The sequence below is a fragment of the Candidatus Peregrinibacteria bacterium genome (assembly GCA_030700255.1).
GTDB lineage: Bacteria > Patescibacteriota > Gracilibacteria > UBA1369 > JABINC01 > JABINC01.
In genome coordinates this window covers 1-22,482 of record JAUYJN010000009.1, presented here as the reverse complement: position 1 = coordinate 22,482, position 22,482 = coordinate 1, and the positions used below count along the sequence as shown (strand labels likewise).

The window sequence follows — 22,482 nt, the reverse complement described above, 5'->3', positions numbered from 1 at the left end:
GCTGGTAGGCTCAGAAATACGGACTTGTGGAGCATGTGATAAAGACTCTATAATGAGCCGGCTTTAAGCCACTTTAAATGACCACGCTTGCCATCGTTCTCGTGCTAACCTCTGCGGTTTTTCATGCATTCAAGAGTTTGTTTAATAAAACGAGCTACAATAAATATGCATTTACCCTACTCTACTGGATTGGAGGTGTGATTTTGACCGTGCCGGCGATATTTGTGTATTTTTGGCTTAATGATGTAAGTGAAATTGAAATTCTGAGAAATGTGGGGCCGCTTACTTGGGGTATTTTGGGGGCAAGTATACTTATGCATATCTTTTATTTTTTTACTCAATCTAAAATATATATAAAAGGTGACCTTTCGCTAGTTTACCCTCTATCACGGCTAGCGCCTCTTTTTGTACTGATTTGGTCTGTATTGGTTTTGCATGAAGAAATAACTATCTTAGGACTCCTGGGGATTATCCTTACCATCTTTGGCACATGGGTAATCATGCATAGGGATACAATGACGCTCAAAGGCTTTTTTGAACCTTTTCGACAATGTCGAAGCCTTACAATTATGTTGGCATTCGGAACAAGTATCCTATCCGCAATATTTTCTGTAACAGATAAAACTCTGACCCAGGCATTTACACCCGAAGGAATTACCGGGGCGGATTTGCTGCTAGTTGGGCCCGCACTTTTTTCGGTAATGCTAACTGTCGATGTAATAATCGTATGGCCTATCATTATATATATGTATCGCGATTCAATTAAATACGAATGGATAAACAATCGTAAAAACATAATTTTAGCTTCCATATTCGACTTCCCAGGGTATTTCATGACACTTATGGCATTCCTGCTCGCTCCGCTCGCCTACATCGTATCCCTACGGCAATTCTCAGTGATTATAGGTGTTCTATTTGGACACTTCCTCCTCAAGGAAAAATTTAGCAAATTTAGGATTATCGGCTCAATCATTATATTCGCAGGCTGCTTCCTCATAAGCGCTTTCGGATAGCCAATACTATAGGGCTTGACTTTTTCGAGAAATACTGTAGCTTTAGCATCTTAGAAGAATTTTTCTTAACTTTATTTCCAATGAAAATAACCAAGAAAGCTGTAGCAGTATTAGCTGGTATAATCGTACTAGCAAGCACAACAGTAGCTCAAATACTACCTGACCTTACAGTAAAAAACGTATCTATGGATGATCAATCACGAGTTACTTTTCAACTTGCAAATGAGAGTTCTGATGCGATAGACGCGAACAGTGATGGATTTGTATATGTATACGTAGATGGAAAAGTAGCTTGGACTTATAACTGGAAATATTTAAAAGAAACTGGATTCCTAAATGCAGATGGAAGCTCCATCATCACTTCACAAATCCCAAAAGGAAATGGGAATGTGAAAGTATGTATAGATGCACGTGATAATGTAAGTGAAACAGACGAAGCTAATAATTGTCTTGAAGTTCAAATGAACATGGTCGAAGGGAATGAAGGCTCTATCACTACTGGTGAGCTTCCTGATCTAGCAGTTACAAACATTGAACTTAATCCTTTTAATGGAAATTTAATTGTTGAACATGGAAATATCGGAAAAGGTCGAGTCTCTGATTTTAACGGTAATGTTAACATATATGTAGATGGTAATTTACGTTGGACTTACAATTACTCATCTATGAATAAACAATTTTTGAATCCAGGAGCTACAGATACTATAATTCCAAACAAACTTCGAAACGGAGAACATACGGTTACGGCATGTACAAGTACACGCGATGTAATAGCAGAAGTAAGCAAAGAAAATAACTGCCTAACACGTACAGTAAGTGATGTAAATCCTTCTCGTTATGTGAGAACTGGGAAAGTCCAAAACGATGGAGTAGTTAAGTATAGAAGAAGGAATATGGAAATGCCAACAATGAATCAACCTCAGAATAAACCAGATTTCGTAATTGAAGAAGTCTACAAGGGTGATGATAATGTTATATATGCAAGAGTTGTAAACAAGGGATCGGATTACAATAATCAAAGCACTGCAGGAGCAATAACTTTTTACTTAGAAGGTAAAGCGAAAAAACCTTCAATGTGGACTAATTTCTCTGATTTAAGTTTCTTAAGCAAAGGTGGTGAATCTGTATTACCAATATATGAAACTATAGGTGCTCATCAAGTAAAAGTATGTATAGATGAAAGTAACAAAGTACAAGAAAAAAATGAGAACAATAACTGTCTGACTGCACTGGTAAAATAAAGACTTAAAACCACAAAACAGCGTCTAGGCTACAAACTTATACGCTGTTTTTTTGTAACATTTTTAAATATAGGGCATTATATAATACGATGATTGAATCATAATTATTTCGTATATTACTTAACCCCATATTTTATGAGGAAAAAACTTCTTGTTGCGATGCTAGTAGGAGCGCTGTCTATAGGTACTTTTGCCGTGCACGCTTTTGCAAGCAATAGCTATAGCTACTTTGGTCACATAACAAACTTCGTAGATGAAGGTGACACCGGAGAATTCTATATCATGCTCGAACAGTGTGATGGAGATACTCACAAGTTCGAATTTCTAAATTCATCGGACAGAGCCACTTGGCGTACATCAGTTAATAGATACATGACCAACAACGATTTAGTTAATATCGGAGACGAAGGTAACTTTTTTGTTGAAGTTATGGCAAATGTTGCCGGTGGCACATGTGATAACCTCCAACTCATACTAGATGCTTTGGCTGCCAATGATGACTCAAATGATGATGGTGATGACACTGGGGATGGTGAAGATTCACATGTCGACGATTCTATAATGGAAGTATATATGAATGCTGACGACCTCCCAGAAGGAGAGGTTCTTTCTAGACCTCCTTCTGATTTCGAAGATGACGTGACCCCTACTCTATATGATTCTGATGGTGATCACAGAGAAGTAAGGCATGATTTCAAGAAGAGAATAATGCCAATGCTAATAAATTCAAATCATGATGAGGCAGATGACAATCTAAGAGGTTTACTCAAAAGAGAGCTCGCAGAAAAGCTAAAAGAAGAAGGCCCAGTTAGTCCATCTGATATGGAGGCTCTAAAAAATGACTTAAGAAAACGTGCACTTCTTCACAAGTCTGACGATGATGTTGAAGAATTAGAGCGAAGAGTTGGATTCACACATGTGAATCCTGTAAAAATAGATAAACAATCAGATGCTACTTTAAATGGTAAAGTAGTTACACTTCGTGGGATTTTCAAATCAAAAGACGGATACAACATATTGGTAAATCAACATGGGGAAATGTTTGTAAAACTTGATTTGCAAGACAAGGATTATTCTAAATTCATCGATCAAAAAGTTTTTGTAAAAGGTACTGGTTACAGAGCGGAAAAAAGCATGATAGTTGATAATATGCGTGCACTCAATAAAAACGAATCCGATGGTAACAATGCGCAGATGCAATTTAGAATTGGAGCATCTCTATATGAAGACATCGATACAAATGATGATGGCCTATGGTATACAAAATACTTAAGCGGACTTTTTGATAGAGGTGTATTTACAGGTTATGCTGATGGAACTTTTGGTGGTGCAAACCCAGTAACTATCGCAGAAACTGCAAAGGTTGTTTCAGAATCTGCTGAACATGAGGTAGATAGCGATGTAAGTGAAAATCAGCTTAGAGCAAAATACAAAAAACACTGGGCTAAGTTTTATCTTAAACATGCAGAGGATTTTAATCTTCTTCCAGCAGTAGATAATCCAGATCGTCCAGCTCTGAGAGCAGAAGTAATCGAAGCGATCCTTCGTGCGTATGGGGTTGACCCTACTGCAGAAGCAGGTCTTCCTGACGCATTCCCAGATACAAAAGATAAATTTATCCGCAAAGCATTTAAGCTTGGTATAGTAAAAGGATTTGACGATGGAACATTCCGTCCTAATGCAGAGACCAACCGTGCAGAGGTTGCAAAGATGATGACAATCGCAGCTGAACTACTAGGAGAATCTGCTCTTGAAGAAGAGGTTGTAGATGATATATTTGGAGAAATAGAAGATCTTGATACAAATGAGCTTGAAGGATGGATTGATGAGACTCAGTAAGAATAAACAAAATGTTTTTATAATAAAAAGCCCCGCCTACGGCGGGGCTTTTTGTATTAGATGATTAATCGCTTACCGAAACAAATTGCGAATTACTCCGCCTGGAGTTACTGGCTCCACTCCATCTTCATTATATATCTGATCGTCGTATTCGAATGATGGGGTTAGTTCTAGGTAGTTTTTTTCTATGATTGTATTGATGTCACTTGCCTTGATACCTCCATCTGCAACTGTGTAGAGATTTGCGCCTATATAGAGGATACGTTTGATGTCCTTGAGAGCATCACCATACCAATATGAACCTTGCTTCAAATAAGCCTCATCATCGTCTGAATAATGACTGATTTTACCTCGGAGCTTAAATCCATTCTCAAGGTCCAAACTATATACATATGCACCATCGAAAACCGTCGTACCATATGCGTCTGGATTTGCTGAGGTTTGCCCACCTGGTACTTCTGCCACTTGCACTGGGAATGCGAGGAGATTCTTTTCTTTGTCGAAGAGAAGTGCCTTGTGGTCATACAACACATCGCTTTGAGTCCCTCGATCCCCTATGAGCTCTGTAAACATCTGCGTTGGGTTAGCTGGATCAGTCACATCAAATAAAGCAATTTTCATACCTTGGTACCATGCGAAATTATCACCCCTACGAAGCTTATCCTCTCCAGTTACTTCAACTGCATCCTTACCGAATCCAATAATATGATTTTCATCATATGGGTGAAGGTAATCACTGTATCCTGGGATTTTTAGTTTTCCTAAAATTTTTGGATTGTAAGGATCAGAAAGGTCAAATGCGAACAATGGATCTACATTCTTGAAAGTAACCATATACCCACGGTCCCCCATGAATCTGGTAGAATAGATTTTTTCACCTGGAGCTATATCTTCTATGTCACCTACTATATTCATATCGGCATTCAATACATAAAGATTATTTTTTGAAATATTCCCACCTTCCCCCCACATATCCCCTTTGGTCGTTGCTATACGGAAGAAACCTTTTGATTCATCCATGCTAAACTGGTTGAGAATTGTCCCTGGAACCTTGCCTCGTGATTTATATTCTATATTATTTGGAGCCAATGCATATTTGTAGACCATTGTTTTTGCGTTACTCCAATCGTAATAATAACTTCCACTATTGTAATTTGTAGATGCTATATAAAGGTTATCCTGAGATGCATATATATTTTCACTATTTCCAAGCATCACTTCTGTCGTTATCTCCTGATTACTCTTGAGGGGAATTGCCACAGCCATCACGTAGTTCAAATCCTGCGTACGTGGGAAATACATAATGTCTTCACATTCTGTAAGAAACTTCTCTGTACCTGCTTCTTTTGAGTCACTAAAACGTGGCAGAAGCCCCTCTGCTTCGACTGTTTCTGGCATGTTATAATACGCGTATATTGATTTATTTAAAACAAGGTACATAGTATCGTCTACTCTGCGAGAATGTGACGCACTACCATCAAATGTGAGCTTACGAGTTATTCGTGGATTTGTACGATCACTAATGTTATAGATCAATACAATCGTCCGATTGCTATGAAATTCAGGGTACCACATAAGTCTCGCCGGCCCCCCATCATATGCCCGGTAAGACCATTCACTACCAATTACAACTAATGTGTCACCATCGACATAAATTTCTGACGGATTAAAGTTTTCATTATCCAATGTAACTTTCGAAATCTCTGACATCTGATCTGCTGGATACGCCTTCACAATTCGAATATCTTTTTGTGAAACCATATAGATATATTCACCATCATTTTTTACAATGTCTGCTTCATCTACGCCTTGTACTTGCACATTGGTCTCTGAATATTCATCTGAGGAACCAGATTCTTGCCTGTTTGATACCGCCTGAGGCGCTGCAGTAACCGATGAGTCATCGGAGAAATCCATTACAGCTTCCTCTGCGACATCACCATAATAATATGCGTTTTTCGACCCCTCGAACAACTTACCAAGCGCCGCACAGGACTGACCACTTACAGGTATTGCCTCTAAATCAAAATAATCGAGCGAGTTTTTTTCTTTCACCTCATCTTTTATCCTATATACCACTTCTGCCATTTCTCCACGTGCAATGAATTTATCAAAATCTGAAATTGACTCTGGTATTGCATTATTTGCAGCAAGTGGTTCTACGAAAGCTCTATACCATGGATCACTGCCGCTTACGTTAGCCACATCCATATCAAATGCATTCACCATGATCTTACTCGCCTCTGCAAAGTTTATGTTATTTGCAGGACGAAATGTGCCATCACTATATCCGCTAATAATTCCATTCTCTTTTGCATAACATACATACTCTGCAAACCATTCATCTTTCACGTCAGAGAAACAATTTTTGCCATTTTCTTGACCTGGATTAAAACCATCAAGTGAGGCGATTACGATTTTTATAAATTCTGCACGATTTATTTTGCTAGTTGATTTGAACGTACCATCACTGTACCCATGCAACACTCCGTGCTCTTTTAGGTAGGTGATACCATCTTTACTTGGGTCATTTGATGACACATCCATAAAAAGCTTGTCACCACTTGCAGGTGTTTGATCGGCATATACCACCTGAGTTGAAATCAATAAAATAATAAATGGTATTGATAGCCATTTGAGCATCTTTTTCATTTGAATAAATTAGATAATAAAAAAATTCCCTCATTAGTTATAATGCGTGTAAAGCCTTTTGGTTACACGTTTGCGCCATATTACCCCGGATTGTAAAGTGCAGTTAAGTACCCTACTCCGTATGGAGCTTCGTATGAAATGTCATTAAGTTTTAAGTGGGAGCGGTCTATTGCGCCGAGCAACGTCGCGATAGGCCGTAACCCATGACAGAAGAATTCATCTTCATCAAATGAATCCATAAGTAAGAAATTTTCTACCATTCCTGCTTTAAGATATTTTACGGCATGGGCATCGAAATCTTTGGCATCCGGCATGTAGCCCTGCAAAGCTTCTTTTGTTACCGTGTGAGAAAGTTCACTCGCCGCTATAAATACTATATTTTCTTTTGATTCCGCAAACACGCTACTAAGTACTTTTCCAAATTCAAAATGATTTTTCTTTGATTCGAGCGACATTGCAAGAGCCACGACTTTGAATTTCTTTTGGCAAGCTTTTTGAAGATAATACAAAGGTATCACCATCCCATAATCAAGACTGTTGTTGTTTTGACCAAGCACTTTTAAATCTTCTTGATGTGCTGTATTTAAAATTCTCATACCAAGATCATTATCAGATTTCACGCCAACGCAATCCTCCTCGCCAAAATCCGCCATAGATCCAAAGAGCTCTTCTTCTTCCGGCAATTGAACTGAGATAGCATTTGGCACTATGTAAGCGCGCTGACTCATAATCACAACGATGTCCGGTTCAGACTTCGCAATTTCAATGCAATTTGCAAGCACATGATTGATCGTTTGTTGCATACCTTGAATACCACCTTTTGAGCCAATAGAAGGTATCATCACTGGAGCGTGCGGACAGATAAAAGCAGAATTGAGCATTTTGTAAAATTATTATAATTCCAACAGAGGATATTATTTATTTATTTGATTTTCCAGACGAATTTTATTAGTATATATTCAGTCCTTCTGCTGTGGTTCATATACCACACTTGGCCGGAGGACTATTTTTGTTCTGGAAATATAGACACAAGGTTCTTTTGCTTATTTTTTACATTCTCCCTTACTTGAACGTAAAAAATTTCATTGTACGGAGTAACGCCAGCGAATCTGTATAATTTCTCCCCAAATGCTTTAGGATTAAATTTTACATTTGGTTCGATATTAGAATAGATCATTAACTCAATAGCACAAGGTAAGAATTTCAAACGCCTATTCCTATCTCTCCAATTCTTTTTCCATAAGTGGGATATTACACTTCAAACTTAAAAAATTATTAAAAAGCTAAGAGATTTTTTTTAATATCTTCTTAAAGTTTTTTTATGACCATGATGGTAATGTCATCGGCTTGTGGGGTTGCACCCATGAATTCGTGGAGGTCTTTTAATATATCCTCCCTTATAGTTTGTGCTGTAACTGCCGTACCTACAACTTGTGCATGACCTTTGACCGCATCCAGCAGAACCCTTCTAAATCTGCCCATTCCGTATTGTTGTTTTTTTGCACCCCATGCCTCCGGAATACCATCGCTGTATAAAACAATCATGTCCCCGGCGACCATATTGATAGGAGTTTTTTTCAACAATTTAGAGCAATCCGGAATCATACCAAGTGCGATTCCGCCACTATCAAGCTCGGTTACTTGCGATGAAGCCGCATTGTAATGAAGAATTTTCTCATGTCCGGCAGATATGTATTCCATTTTTTGCAGAGCTTGATTCCAATTGAGCATCGCCATAGTGATAAACATGTTAGGTTGCGATTTTGCTTGCAAAATCGCATTCACATTAACCAAGATATCAAAAATATTACCAAGGCTTCTAAATGCATAAATTAGTGCATTTGCAACGGATACGAGGAGTCCCGCAGGGACTCCATGCCCTGTCACATCTCCCAAATATATAACCGTATTTGTATCATCAATCTTTATGAAATCATAACAATCCCCCCCTATCTCAGCCGCCGGCTCAACGCTGGCAGATATATCAAGCCCATCTATAACCGGAATATTCTTTGGGATTATCGACTCTTGAATTTCTTTTGCGATCTCAAGTTCCTTTGCGACTCTCTCCTTATAGATCAAAGCCTTTGTACTTTCTTTCAAATCCCGTGCCATTTGATTAAATGAATTTGATAAAAGTCCAAGTTCATCTTTTGAATGAATATCTACACGATAATCAAAATGCCCCTGTGCTATCTCTGCAGCCCCAGCGGTAAGTCCACGAATAGGATTTGCTATCTTCGCGCCTATAGCTATAGCAAGCAGTACACCAAATGCAATCGCTCCGGCTAGAAGTAACCCAATTTGTCGCATAGTTTTTGCTATGCGTTGGTCTAGCTGATCATAACTCACTTGATAAAGTACCGCGTATTTTTGAGCTACAGGATGAACTATTGTAGCAACTCTATCCGTATCAATAATCGGCTCTATTTTTTTACCATTTAGATTTACCTCAAATGTCTGCCCAAGCGGATCTTTCTCTAAATAAACGATGCGACCAACCCCGGCTACATTTATAGAAGGAAAAGGTGCCTGCACTCGTTCTAAAAGCTGATTATCGCCGGAAACAGATCTCATCTCACCACTATACTGCTGTAATTTATCAGTTTCAGAATCATACAAAACCTCTCCATTGAAACGCACAAGCGTAATACGTGAAACATCTTCCGATTTTCTAAATAAGCTCTGAATTATTCTATTGAATTGAATAAACCCATTTTCAGCTAAGTATGTCTCATACACACTCGTAATGTCATCGGCCGTCAATTCTGCAAAACTCCTAGAATTCACATAGATATCACGAGTAAGCTCTTTTTTCTTCTGATTTAGCAAAAATCCAGCGGTCGAAACCATCAGTATAATTACAAGAATACTAACCACAGCAATCAACTTCGAACGAATTGAGTAATGAATCTTAAAATCACCGCTATCAGCATCATCCATCGGTACAACCTCAGCAACCTGCTCGGCTATATCTTCTATCATCTCCGCCTCCTGTTTTTCTTGCGTTTTATCCATCTGAAAAATGTATAATTATTCATACTATTTTAGCAGAAAAACGCCAATTTATTAAGGCTCTACCCCCCCAACAGACCATCTACGGCTTGACAATATGCGTAAGAGTGTCATTTTGGACTCGCAATGCTTTAACTACCTAAGCTCATTTAAGTAGATGTAGCCGTCGATGCGTGGGACGAAGTTTATGCCTTTTTTGACGGCATAAATTATTTCTGTTTCAAGTATTGGCATACCAAGTGGATTATCTATGAGAATTATCTTCATTATTTTTTGTAGAATTTTCACACGCTCTAGTGGATTCCACGTATTATCGGACTCCGCTATAAGTTCATCTACTTCAGGATTCGAATAATTACCGGCATTGAATTCGCCAAGATGACCTTCTCTTGAATGCGCCATAACTTTATAAAAATCTATAGCATCTCCGAATTCAGATTTCCAACCAAGCAAATACATATCTGATTTACCACTATGTAACATATTTATAAATTCCTCACCGCCAACCTGATTTAGAGTAATATTAAATCCAAGTTTTTTCATATTACTCTGAATACGCTTTGCAATTTCATTCTGACCATTTGCAAAATCCAATGTAAGATCTGTATTTTCAGGCAATGTGAAATTCGCAGGAATTTCTTCTTCAATATCCTCACTTGTAAGCCCCGGCACATAACCAACAACTCCATTTGAAACAAATTGGTTTGCCGTATGTACCGCCGATCCAAAAGCATTAATTAGCTCATCACGATTGATGGATTTTATAATCATATTCACAACACTTGGATCCTTAAAAACTTCGGTAGATTTAAATCCGAATCCAAGAAAAGTCACCTCAAGACTTGGCTGCTCCATAATGACAGCATCCATCTTTTTTATACTTTCCAATAAATTATATGGGACATTTCTCAAAACATCGATCTTTCCATCTTTAAACAATTTCATACGTTCATCTTTATTCTGAACATAAACAAAAGTAGCCTCGCTAACGCTCGGCTCCCTACCCCAATAATCATCAAATCTCTCAAGCAATACTCTACTCCCATCAAAAGTATTTGAAGGTTTTTTTTCCTGCGATAATACGTATGGGCCGGTCCCATATCTCTCACCATTATCAAAATCCTTATAAATATAAACTGTAGCAAGTTTGTTGATAAAAGTTGGATCCGGCTTCTTTGTCTTGATCTGAATTTTCCCTCCACCTGCAGTGATATCATCTATATTTGCAAGTATTGATTTAAGTTGCGATGAACTGTCCTCCATAGCGCTACGGAAACTTTGAATAACGTCATTTGCTGAGAGCTCTGAACCATTGTGGAATTTTACACCTTCACGAATTCGAAATTCCCAAGTCGTTTCATCTACCTGTCCGAATGTTACAGCAAGAGCTTGCTTGACCTGCAAACTCGAATCAAGTGCAACCAAGCCTTCGTATGAATTGTTCAAAATAAGTCTGTTTTGAAATTCGAAATTCAAAGGGTCAAGCGAGGTCACCGGGGCCGCCATACCAACTGAAAAAGATTTTAGATTTGTGTCGATTGCCACGCTGTTTTTATCAAACTTCGCTAAGTACTCAAGAACCGCTCCTTGCGTAAAAAAATTTACGCCGACAGTGACAACTATAAAAACAAATAGTGAAAGGAAACCAACGAATATACCTTGAGATGTTTTGTGCGACATGTATTCAAGTTTTGATTTCATAACGTGATTATTCCAGAGAAAGGTTGCTTTTGCAATCACTCCTCAAGTAATATATTAGACGAAGTAATTTAGAAGACACATGCATCATATTAAATATCATAAAGGTTTCAAGTACATTGTCGGAATATTATCCATCGGCTGGCTGAGTATACTAACTGCAAACATAATTTCCACTGATAGTCTACATACAAGCGTTTTTGATGCAGACGGCAATCCAACCGAACAAGTATTTGTTTTAACTGATGCCGACTATGCAAAAATCGCTCAATTGAAATCAACTTGGAGCGAAGAAGATACTAAAAGTAATGCAAAGGTCCGCGCTGAAAAAGCTGTTAGAGCATACAACAATGGGGATTTTGAAAATGCAGTCGCATTATATAACGAAGCTCTAGCACTTGGAGGTTTTGAAGAACAAAATTCCACAACTATATTTATGAATCTCGCACTGGCTTATGAAGCACTTCATGATTCAACGAATGCAACAAGAACTTACAGAATAATACAGAATAACTCACCTAAGAGTGTTTTTTTTAATGTTGCAGAAGCTAAAATAGCTCTTCTTGGAGAATATATTAATGTAAAAAAAGCAATTATCGCTTTGAATAATGCAATCAAGCTCGAACCAAATAATTTTGAAGCAAACAATGCTCTAGCGCTAATATATATGGGTGAATATGGAAATGAATTTAAAGATTTAAAAACTGCACTCACATACAATACAAGGATGGTTCAGATTTCACCTGAAAATATAAATATTCGAATCAACCTAGCAATCACAAATATAGAACTCGGCAAATTATCGGATGCCAAAACTCAACTGGACTTCATACTTGCGAAACAACCCTCCTCTATCCCTGCAAATTACCTGATGATGAAAACTCTAAACTTGCTCGGCGATGCAACTGAAGCAAAGGCCTATGCCAACAAGCTGATTGCTTGGTACAGTGATTTCCAAAACGACAAATTGGTTGCTGAAATCATAGGAAATAAGTAGAATGCCCTCGCTACAAAAATGTTGGGGCGTCGCCAAGTGGTAAGGCACCGGTTTCTGGTACCGGTATCGGGGGTTCGAATCCCTCCGCCCCAGCCAACTCGGAAAAATAAGAAAAACCAGTCTTCCAACCCCGCTTATGGTAGTTGTATAAATTTTGGCCAATTGCGAATTTTTTGGTAAATTTTCACTGTCGATTTGCATAATTCTCATCCTCGGAATTTATATTTTCATATAGCTCCACATCTTCATCACCTTGATCGTCTCCGTAACTATTACACGAACTTAAAAGGCTCGTGAGGATCAAACCAATAAGAGCGGCGCTTGCGATACCTGCAGCGAATAAAGCCATCTTCACCCTGTATCTAAGGAGCTCTATATCCGCCTTTATCTCATCTTCCGGCAACATTTTTTCAACTCCTCTTTTCCTACCGACCCCCTCTATTGTATTGTCAAATCGCTCACCAATGGAAGAAGAGCCCCCTTCTTGCGCAAACTGCGCAATGAGATCCCTGGTGGTTCCGATGATCGCATCCGCTTCATCTTTCGTTATAAGTTCCGTCCTTTCACCTGCAATTTCCTTCTCAAGCTTTCTCTTTCGAAACCAAAGAGTATGACCTATAATAGTAGAGTACAAAAAAAGAAGACAGCCTAAATCTTGCGCTACGGCAGCTCTCTTTTTCGCTTTGTTCGCCTCCCCTGGATCCGGAGTCGGGTAAGTCTTCTCCAAAGATTTAGCGTAAAAGCCTCCAAGCATACCTGCGCAACCAGCCTTGGTTTCAAGGTCGTTTATTTTTATTTCTCGCTCAACATTAGCGAGTTTTTCTCGTAACTCCTGCTCTGCAAGCGCAACTTGGCCTTCTTCCGTATCTACCGGAACAAGTACTTCAACATACTCTTTGCCATCGGGTCCTTTTACCATAGTTGATAATTGTTATGTGAATATGCTATCGAACTTACTGATCAGGCTCGACAATACTTTTTACTTTTTTTACATGGGAGTCAACAACCTTCTTTGTTATTTTTTTTCCGCCTGCAATAACTAAGTGATCTATTTTTTCTAATTCAGTTGTTCCCTCCACACCTTTCAACAATCCAGCTATCTTGCCCCCAATTAATTTTATTATTGTAACATCTTCGGCGTTAGCCTCCAAAATATTAACCAAGTCAGCCACTTCATCAAGTTCATCGACTCTGCTGTAAAATATTTCATTGAAATCAAGTGTCTCTGTGATCTGTGCTGAAAGAGCATTAATTATCCCTATGAGTTCTGGGGCTATAGCATCCATCTCAGATTCTAAAGACCTTGCATACGCCACTATTTTAAAAGCCTCTTCGTCAAGCTTTCTGGACCTTTCTATAGCTGCCAGAAGAGTGTGTTTACCTCGCATTCGGTCATCCACTTGCGTTCTTTTCTCTTTCATCAGCCCTTGCATTCGTGTAGCTTCTTTGTGAACCGCATCGAGCGCATATATGTTTGAAGCGAAGTAGAGTATTAATTTTCGCAAAAGAACCACACGTTCTTTCTCCATGTCTATTATAGTGAGATAACTTTTTTTGTAGTCAGCATAAGAGCTTATTTTCATTTCTTTCCTATTCCGTATGATATCAGCCTCAGTCTTTTCAATAACTTTCAATGCCGTGACAATCTTTTCGTATATCTTCGGGAAACATCTTTCCTTTAGCTCTTCAGTGCTCTTCAAAAGCCGCCCATCGAGGGCATTAATTGATGCCATAGCTCTGACAACTTCAGCGTCAACTACTTGCCCCCCCCCATTCTCAAAAACTTTGAAAATATCGGTATATTTTGATCTAAAGTTTGCAATAACCTCTACGTTTAGGGCGGGTGGCGACAGACTTTTTTTGCCAGTTTTAGGGCTGGGTGGGTCCAACCAGTCTAGAAGGTTATCTAAAAATTTCATATATAATCAATTCAATCTATTAAAATGAGACTTCATTCTAAAGGAAATCCTCAATTTGTCCAGTTTTGTTTTCTAAAGCTCCACCATTTTTCGAATAGCGAGGGTTGTTTTTTGGAGAAATAAGATAGCATAAAAAGGTCTGGGAAACAACGAAAAACGGCTCAGTATATCCAGTTAGGTACTGGAGGTGGGATCACACCGAAGGCGAGCGAACTACTTATTGCAAGCCATATAATTCCATGGAGTAAACGCGAAGACATTCGAACTAATCCAAGAAATGGATTGTGTCTGAATGCACTCCATGAGAAGGCGGTTACATTTATACCCCCTTGTTCTGTAAAAAAAGTGAAAAATACTGATAATGTTACTCTTAAGAGTAACATTATCTATCATCTTAAGAACGTGTATATAGATGAGGGTATTCATTTTCGTATATTCAAAAGTCAAAAAGAAGCTATTCAATGTATCAATGGTTTGAACATAAAACCATGTATTGATTGGATAATCCTATGCAAAGAGTGCTATCTGAAAATGGTTAGATGATTCAATCTCATATGCTATACTGCGTGACATGAAAAAGAAATCTTTCAAAGCACTGCTCTTTGATGCCGATGGAACCATGTATGACAGTACAATGTTGCATCAAAAGGCGTATGAGAAAGTGTGCAAGGAACTATACGATTTTGATTTTTCAAAACAGCTGTATTTCGATGAATGCGTCGTTGAGTATAAGAGGCCGGATCAGGTTTTGAGAGAACAAGGTATTGCCTGCAATGAGAATGAGTTGTATAGAAAAAAACACGAATACTATGATACGATTGCGCGAAAGGAACTGGATGCCACACCCGGACTGGTCATGCTCTTACAACAGGCGAAAGCTCATGAAGTGCCATGCGTCATCGTCAGCGGGGCGTCACATCATACGCTTGAAAATTCATTGTCGATTCTCGGTCTGAGAGATTTTTTCCAATTTTGCATCGGTTACGAAGACACCGTGGAATTTCAAAAACCGCACCCCTACCCTTATAAAAAAGCACTCAAACAACTTGGTATAACCGCAGAATATGGCGTGGCATTTGAAGATACTGAAACCGGCATCACTTCCGCAAAGGGTGCGGGGCTTTTTTGTGTCGCAATTAAAAACAACACAAATACAAGGGAGCAGTTGAATAAAGCAGATCTGATTATTTCAAGTTATGATGAATTAGAACGCACGTTCGATAATCAAATGATGATTCTAGGCACTCAAACATAACAATTGATTCCATAAGTTATTTATGATATTTGTAAATCTTGTATTTACAAATATGCAGTTATCATCTGAACCGCAATCATCGGAGGAAGGTCTAATCAAGAGACCACCAATGTTTGAATATATAAATTGGCTTGATGTCATAAGACGGGCCGTTGGTGAGTTATTGGAGTTTAAGGAGGTCGCAAAACGTCTTGAAAGGGAATCTCCAAATAACAAAGAAGTCTTCAGGGGATTTGAGCGTGATTTTTTCGAATTGATGAGTGCCCTAGCGTCTGATAACTTAGGTCGAACCATTACACACAATGAAGATCTACCGGAAGTTGATTCACAAAAAGATAAAATTATATATATATGTAACCACCCTACCCTTACAACTATTTGGGTATGGTCATGCTTCATGAGTCAAAATTTTGCATACAATACTTTTGCAATTGGAAAGGATGATATTATAAAAAACCCTATAATCAGATATTTTCTTGGAGACCTTATGCAAAGAACCGGTAAAGGAGTTTTTATCCCAAGGGGAAAAGGTGACAGAGAGGCTTCATCGCAAATAATACGCACCCTAGCGAAAGAGGCTCTGACAGAAGGCAGTAGTGGGATTATATTCCCGGACGCCCATAGGCCATACCCATCTAGAATCAAAAAAGCTCAAGAGAAATGGAGTGTAAGGAAACCTGATCTTAATATACCGGAGTGGCTGACCGAAACATGCTTTCCACATAGTGGTGGTCTTTGGGATTTCGGACAAGCCGCAGAAACTGATGTAAGATTCTTTGATTGTACAATTGTCGAACCTACTGTTACTCATGCGTTCGGAGGGAATTTACATTTCGATGTACAAGAAATCAGCAGAGAAGATCTGTTTGGAGAAACTCCTGATCTAGAATATTTTCAAGAAAAACTCATTGAATTATGGATGAGGAAAAATCAAATGATTCGTGAAAAGCGAACTTTACTTACCTGATTTTTTTCTTTCATGTTCCTTTAAGAATCTCTTTCGGAGTCTGATGCTTTGTGGAGTGATTTCAACGTATTCGTCGTCTTTGATGTATTCGATAGCTTTTTCGAGAGTCATCGGGTTGATAGGTGTTAGGTTGAGAGCTTCGTCTGCGCCGCTTGAGCGGACGTTTGTGAGTTTCTTGTTTTTTAGGGCGTTTACGACCAGGTCAGTACCTTGATTATGTTCGCCGATAACCATACCTTCATAAATTTGAGTTGCCGGGCCGACAAAAAGTGGGCCACGTTCTTGGAGTTTCCAAAGTGAATATGCCATAGTTGGGCCTGTTTCACCGGAGATCATAGAACCGACTTGGCGTTTTTCTATAACACCCATGTGTGGAGCGAAACGATCAAATGAATGATAAAGAGTCCCCTCACCTCTTGTGATAAGTAGGAAAACTCCGCGGAACCCGAGAAGTCCACGTGTTGGGACTTCGAATTCGAGCATCGTATTTCCATTTTCTGATTTCATGTTTTGCATAATCCCTCTTCTTTTGCTGAGAGCTTCTATAACAGCACCTGCCATAGCATCCGGCACATTGATAACTGCCATTTCTATAGGTTCGCATCTTTGTCCGTCAATTTCTTGCATGATTACTTCCGGCTGAGAAATTTGTAGCTCAAAACCTTCACGTCTCATAGATTCAATCAATACTGCAATATGCATCTCTCCACGACCATATACTTTGATAGCATCGCTATTTGCTACAGGTTCGATCTGTAAACCTACGTTTGTTTCGAGTTCTTTTTCGAGACGATCTTTGATATGTCTGCTAGTCACAAATTTACCTTCTCTGCCTGCGAAAGGAGAATCATTTACCATGAATTCAATTGCTAGGGATGGTGGATCAACTTTGATCGCCGGAAGTGGCTCTGCGTTCGGGTCTGTTGTGATTGTTTCTCCTACATAAATCTCAGGAAGTCCGGCAATTGCTATCATATCCCCAGCTATCGCTTCTTCGATTTCGTATTTTTCCATTCCTTCGAATGCAAAAAGTTTTGAAGCTCGGCCTGTGTATTTTGAACCATCTGCTTTTATAATTGTAATTTGTTCGTTCACTTTTAGGACTCCTTCGTACACACGTCCGATTGCGATTCTTCCTAGGAAGTTATCGTATTTCAAAGTTACCGGCTGCATACGGAAAGTCGCATCTATATTAGATTCTGCCGGTTTTACGTTTTCAAGAATAAAATCAATCAATGGAGTTATATCTTTGCGTTCATCATCAAGTTTTTTGAGTGCAATTCCTTGTTTTGCGATCGCATATATATAAGGGAAATCCAGCTGTGCATCTGTAGCACCGAGTGTTGCAAATAGATCAAATGTTAGGTCTACAACTTCATCCGGGCGAGCCATTGGTTTGTCGATTTTGTTTATAACAACTAGAACTTTGTGGCCAAGCTCAAGAGACTTCTTGAGTACAAACTTGGTTTGTGGCATAGGTCCTTCAAAAGCATCTACAACCAATATCACCGCATCTACAGTTCGCAGAACACGTTCTACTTCTGAACCGAAATCCGCATGGCCGGGAGTATCTACGATATTTAATTTATGTCCTTTGTATGTAATTGCTGCATTTTTCGCATAAATCGTGATTCCACGCTCTTTTTCTTGATCGTTACTATCCATCGCCCTCTCTTCAATACCTCTGTGAACATCAAAACTCTCACTAGCTTTTAGCAACGCATCTACTAGAGTCGTTTTCCCGTGATCCACATGGGCCACAATTGCAACATTATATATATCCATAAAAAAGTTTATTTAAAATAAAATCCACGCGAGTTTAGCGTAGCTGATTGGATTAAACAATAGATCAGAAACGCTTTCGTTTTGTTTGGCTGCCGCTGCCTCGGTTTTCACCCCCTCGACCGCCTCGACTATCACCGCCTCGGCCTCCACTGCTACCTCTGTAGCCACCGCTTCCGCCTCGGCCTCGATTATCACCACCACGACCTCCGCCTTTGTAGCCTCCTCCGCCTCCACCTCTGTAACCTCCACTTCCGCCACGGCCTCCTCGACCTCCGCCTCCACCACTTACTTCGCGAGAAGAATAAACTCCAGTGGCTTCACATGAGATTTTCACACGAACACCAGCTATCTCAGCGTCATTGAAACAGTGGATAACCATATCTTTATATTTTTCATCTACTTCAAATAATGCAAATTGATTTTTCAATTCTATATTTCCTATATCAGCTTTTTTGAGGTCCGGCTCCGAATTTATAAATTCCAACAAGTCCTTCACAGTCAAACCTACATTACGACCTACATTTATCTGAAAACGTGCAAATAAGATAGATGGTTTATCAAGTTGTCTTGATTGACCTTCAATCGCATTTGAATTCAAATCAGCTGAACCTTTGTAATGCTCCAAGAATCTATTGAACTCAACGGAAACAAATTTCTTTATCAATGCTTCACGATCCAAATGTTCGAATTTTTTATTTATTACATCCGTGTATTTATCAATCTGGCTTTCATCGACTTCAACCTTGCAAAGTTTATCTATCAAGCTAAATAACTGTCTTTCACAAACATCTTCACCTGTAGGGATTTTACCTTTTTCAAAAGATCTACCGATTTTTCTTTCTAAATCTCGTATCTTGTATTTCTCACGCATGTTTACAATAACCAAAGAAATCCCAAGGTTATGAGCGCGGCCGGTACGGCCGCTGCGATGAACGTACGCTTCGTCACCATCAGGAAGGTTGTAATTGATCACATGAGTAATACCACTTACATCAATACCTCTCGCAGCAACATCTGTCGCAACAAGGAGCTGAATTTTCTTTTCACGGAATCTGTTCATAACATGGTTTCTCTGATCTTGAGAAATATCTCCATGAATCGCTTCAGCGGAATAATGATCTTGAATCAATTTATCTGCAACTTGCTGTGTTTCTCTCCTAGTTCTACAAAAAACAAGCGCATGAATATCAGGATTCAAGTCTGCAATACGCCTAAGCGCTTGATAACGATCTTTTTCATGAACTACATAATAAAAATGCGCAACATTTGCTGTTCCGGTGTTTTTTTCTCCTATTGTTATTTCCTCAGGTTTTCTCATGTAATTGCTAGCTATTCTACGTATTTGATTATTCATAGTCGCAGAAAAAAGCAGTGCCTGTTTACCTTCCGGCATAGTTTCCAAGATCTGATCCAATTCTTCTTTGAAACCCATATTTAACATCTCATCAGCCTCATCCAATACGAGCCACTTAAGTGACTCCACCTTTAATATACGTCTTCTAATCATATCATTTACACGACCCGGAGTACCAACAACGATTTGAGGTCTTTGCTTAAGGCTTCGAATTTGTTTATCAACACTCTCTCCACCAAATACAGGGACTACCGAAACTCCTTTTGAGTATTTTACAAAAGTTTTAATATCACTGGCGATCTGTATAGCGAGCTCTCTAGTTGGGCAAAGGATCAATGCTTGCACCGAACTATCAGCCATATCCAATTGCTGAACGATAGGTAGCGAAAATGCGGCTGTCTTACCGGTGCCGGTTTGCGCCAAAGCTATCAGATCATTATCTGAATTAATTAAATGTGGAATCGCCTTACTTTGTATAGGTGTTGGGACTGCAAATCCAAGCTCATCCAATGCTTGCAGTATCATAGGATTCAATCCCAGGTCTTTAAATGTACTCATTTCGTTTGTTATTTGACTTATAAAATAACATAAAAATCCAAAAAAGCAATGGTAAACAATATTTAGAGCCTTTCTATCATTTCATCAGTTGAAAATCTAACTTTTTTTGCTTTCGCATATTCATCTTCAGGGCTCCTAAAGCCAATCGAGCAAACCACCACGGATGATAGACCTTTTTCTTTGAGGCCAAGTACTTCATCGTATTCAGCCGGCATGAAGCCTTCCATAGGGCATGCGTCGATATTCATTAGGGCGGCGCTCGTAAGCAAGTTGCCAAGAGCTATATATACTTGCTTATTTGCCCAATTACGAAGGAAGCATGGTTTTTCATGACCGAGCAGAGCGCCGACCATCATACCTTTGTAACCATCTAATTCTTCTACATTTTGCCCCCTAGTCTCTGCGATAGATTTTATATATTTCTCTATATAAGCCTCATTGATATCATTTACACGGCAAAGCACAACCAAGTGCGAACAATCCGCCACTTGAGATTGATTATATGAATGTGATTTAAGTTTCTCTTTTAACTCTTGATTTTCTATAACAAGAAACTTCCAAGGCTGAAGCCCATACGAAGAAGGTGAAAGCCTAAGTGCTTCGAGTAATTTTTCTAATTCCGCTTCCGGTATTTTTTTGGTCGAGTCAAATTGTTTGACCGCATATCTCCAATTTAGTGCATCGATAATGTCCATATATATATTGTGTTTATGTTTTACAAATCAAATATAGCGACTTTCCCCAGATAAACCAAATAGGAAAATCCCAAGAATTACACCGTATAAACATGTACAGCCTTACTTGATTTACCAGGCTCCGACATCTTCTTTCCTTTCCATTCGAGTATCCTGCATGCGTACGAAATTATCCTCGCTCCTTTTTTCAAATCTTTCAAAAGTTTTGGTTTGAGTTTGTTGTTTATGGCAGGCTCCACCATATAAAAATAAACAATATCCGCATCACTGAGATCCACTTTGAGCGCATTTGCATGAATAATCGTCAGATTTTTAAGCGGCTTCAAAAAACATTTAAATCGACTCCACAAATACATAGTCCGCGCCATCTCAATCCCAATCACTTTTGCTTTTGGATTTTTGGACGCTATATAATGACAAACTCTCGCATCCCCACATCCTATTTCATAAAAAACCTGACCTGGCTTCAACTTCGCAAGTTTGTTCACTCTATCCGGCACATCCACCGGCGCCGGCACCCATGGCGCAAGCGAAAGCCCCGCTACAAAAAGCGGCACAAAAACAGCCAAAATCACAATAAAATATATAATTATTACGATTAGTTTTATTATCATTTACATTTATTTATGTTTTTTCAAATCGAATCCACACAAATATACACAATATTATATAATTTGGCAGTAGATTTTGTACGTTTTCTGCTCACGACGGTAGATTTTGTACACAATCCTGTACAAAAAAAGTGTGCCCGGGCACACTTCTCATTGATTTTCACATACAAATTCACTAAATTTATCACGCTCAGTTTGTGAGCACTTTTATGCTGGGGATTAGCCAAGTGGTAAGGCAGCTGGTTTTGGTCCAGTGATCGGGGGTTCGAATCCCTCATCCCCAGCCAATCAGGATATTGCGATTTTTTCGCGGATTTTTGGTATGGAATTTTTAGGTGGCAAGCCACTTTTTGAAAAAGCTCATTGATTTGCGCAATTAGTGGTTGTTCTTCCAGATATTTTTGATGGCAAATAACATTTTTTTTGGTGCAGCGGTAATAAGTGTAAGTGCGGCCTGACTTCTTGATTTTCTTTTCGGCTGTGATCGAACGGCCGCACTCACCGCAATTGAATGTTCCACGAAAAGCAAAAGCCAATTTTACTTTTGCTTTTCGTGGTTTGCCTCGTTGCTCCATTACCCGCTGCACCTTGTCAAAAAGTTGCTTTGAAATAATTGGCTCGTGAGAACCGGTTCTTTAAACAAATTTGGCAATCAAAAGTATGTTTGAGGGCGTGTAGATGCTGAAATCTAAAAAATCCAAACGTACGAAAACAAATTTAATGAATTTTGATCATGTGGAAGTGTGCACGTGCACAGATTTTGTACGTTATCTTGTACAAAAACTCTTCCCGGAAGGAGGGATTGTACAATAATCCGTACAATTTGGTTTTTATGCCTTGCTAAAAAAAACACTCCCAGACACATTTCTCTCATAAAATAGTC

At 39.0% G+C, this 22,482-nt stretch carries 16 protein-coding genes, 2 tRNA genes and 1 pseudogene; 9 read left to right on the top strand and 10 right to left on the bottom strand.

Going from position 1 to position 22,482, the window contains the following annotated elements; translation table 11 throughout:
- Positions 1-77: 77 nt before the first annotated feature.
- The 3 genes from Q8P68_01335 (at position 78) to Q8P68_01325 (ending at position 4,093) form a co-directional block, all read left to right on the top strand.
- Positions 78-1,013, top strand: coding sequence for an EamA family transporter (locus Q8P68_01335; GenBank protein MDP4007812.1), 936 nt, complete (start codon positions 78-80; stop codon positions 1,011-1,013).
- Between the two features lie 80 nt (positions 1,014-1,093).
- Positions 1,094-2,254, top strand: a complete 1,161-nt coding sequence (locus tag Q8P68_01330) for a CARDB domain-containing protein (GenBank protein MDP4007811.1) — start codon at positions 1,094-1,096, stop codon at positions 2,252-2,254.
- A gap of 135 nt (positions 2,255-2,389) precedes the next feature.
- Positions 2,390-4,093 (top strand): S-layer homology domain-containing protein, encoded by a 1,704-nt coding sequence (locus Q8P68_01325; GenBank protein ID MDP4007810.1) that lies wholly within the window; start codon positions 2,390-2,392, stop codon positions 4,091-4,093.
- Positions 4,094-4,165: 72 nt separating this feature from the next.
- Here the strand turns inward: Q8P68_01325 and Q8P68_01320 are convergent, their stop codons facing one another.
- The 4 genes from Q8P68_01320 to Q8P68_01305 form a co-directional block, all read right to left on the bottom strand.
- Positions 4,166-6,745, bottom strand: a complete 2,580-nt coding sequence (locus Q8P68_01320) for a beta-propeller domain-containing protein (GenBank protein ID MDP4007809.1) — start codon at positions 6,743-6,745, stop codon at positions 4,166-4,168.
- Between the two features lie 80 nt (positions 6,746-6,825).
- Entirely contained in the window at positions 6,826-7,626 is an 801-nt protein-coding gene (gene amrB / locus Q8P68_01315) for an AmmeMemoRadiSam system protein B (GenBank protein ID MDP4007808.1), read from the bottom strand.
- A 427-nt stretch (positions 7,627-8,053) separates the two neighbouring features.
- The gene (locus tag Q8P68_01310) at positions 8,054-9,763 is read right to left on the bottom strand and encodes a SpoIIE family protein phosphatase (GenBank protein ID MDP4007807.1); all 1,710 of its coding nucleotides are present in this window, start codon (positions 9,761-9,763) and stop codon (positions 8,054-8,056) included.
- A gap of 132 nt (positions 9,764-9,895) precedes the next feature.
- A complete protein-coding gene (locus tag Q8P68_01305) occupies positions 9,896-11,461 on the bottom strand; it encodes an ABC transporter substrate-binding protein (protein ID MDP4007806.1) in 1,566 nt (521 codons plus the stop codon).
- A gap of 79 nt (positions 11,462-11,540) precedes the next feature.
- Here Q8P68_01305 and Q8P68_01300 point away from each other — a divergent pair, with 79 nt between their 5' ends.
- On the top strand, positions 11,541-12,455 hold the full coding sequence (locus Q8P68_01300) for a hypothetical protein (GenBank protein MDP4007805.1): 915 nt from the start codon (positions 11,541-11,543) through the stop codon (positions 12,453-12,455).
- A gap of 22 nt (positions 12,456-12,477) precedes the next feature.
- Positions 12,478-12,551: transfer RNA gene (locus Q8P68_01295), tRNA-Gln, on the top strand.
- A gap of 88 nt (positions 12,552-12,639) precedes the next feature.
- Here Q8P68_01295 and Q8P68_01290 read toward each other — a convergent pair.
- Both Q8P68_01290 and Q8P68_01285 read right to left on the bottom strand, forming a co-directional pair.
- Positions 12,640-13,374, bottom strand: coding sequence for a hypothetical protein (locus tag Q8P68_01290; GenBank protein MDP4007804.1), 735 nt, complete (start codon positions 13,372-13,374; stop codon positions 12,640-12,642).
- 34 nt (positions 13,375-13,408) lie between these two features.
- Positions 13,409-14,374, bottom strand: a complete 966-nt coding sequence (locus tag Q8P68_01285; GenBank protein MDP4007803.1) for a hypothetical protein — start codon at positions 14,372-14,374, stop codon at positions 13,409-13,411.
- Positions 14,375-14,584: 210 nt separating this feature from the next.
- On the opposite strand from Q8P68_01285, the pseudogene Q8P68_01280 reads away from it, so the two are divergent.
- The 3 genes and pseudogenes from Q8P68_01280 (at position 14,585) to Q8P68_01270 (ending at position 16,596) form a co-directional block, all read left to right on the top strand.
- Positions 14,585-14,686: pseudogene (locus Q8P68_01280) on the top strand (HNH endonuclease).
- 259 nt (positions 14,687-14,945) lie between these two features.
- Entirely contained in the window at positions 14,946-15,629 is a 684-nt protein-coding gene (locus Q8P68_01275) for an HAD family phosphatase (protein MDP4007802.1), read from the top strand.
- A gap of 22 nt (positions 15,630-15,651) precedes the next feature.
- Positions 15,652-16,596, top strand: coding sequence for a 1-acyl-sn-glycerol-3-phosphate acyltransferase (locus Q8P68_01270; GenBank protein MDP4007801.1), 945 nt, complete (start codon positions 15,652-15,654; stop codon positions 16,594-16,596).
- Here Q8P68_01270 and typA read toward each other — a convergent pair.
- From typA to Q8P68_01250, 4 genes are all read right to left on the bottom strand, one after another.
- Positions 16,585-18,381, bottom strand: coding sequence for a translational GTPase TypA (typA, locus tag Q8P68_01265; protein MDP4007800.1), 1,797 nt, complete (start codon positions 18,379-18,381; stop codon positions 16,585-16,587). The genes Q8P68_01270 and typA overlap by 12 nt on opposite strands.
- Before the next feature lie 64 nt (positions 18,382-18,445).
- Positions 18,446-20,293 (bottom strand): DEAD/DEAH box helicase, encoded by a 1,848-nt coding sequence (locus Q8P68_01260; GenBank protein ID MDP4007799.1) that lies wholly within the window; start codon positions 20,291-20,293, stop codon positions 18,446-18,448.
- 62 nt (positions 20,294-20,355) lie between these two features.
- Entirely contained in the window at positions 20,356-20,988 is a 633-nt protein-coding gene (locus Q8P68_01255; protein MDP4007798.1) for an NAD(P)H-dependent oxidoreductase, read from the bottom strand.
- A gap of 77 nt (positions 20,989-21,065) precedes the next feature.
- Positions 21,066-21,602: a class I SAM-dependent methyltransferase gene (locus Q8P68_01250; GenBank protein MDP4007797.1), complete on the bottom strand. Its 537-nt coding sequence runs from the start codon at positions 21,600-21,602 to the stop codon at positions 21,066-21,068.
- 210 nt (positions 21,603-21,812) lie between these two features.
- On the opposite strand from Q8P68_01250, the gene Q8P68_01245 reads away from it, so the two are divergent.
- Positions 21,813-21,886 (top strand) — tRNA-Gln (locus tag Q8P68_01245).
- Positions 21,887-22,482 lie beyond the last annotated feature (596 nt).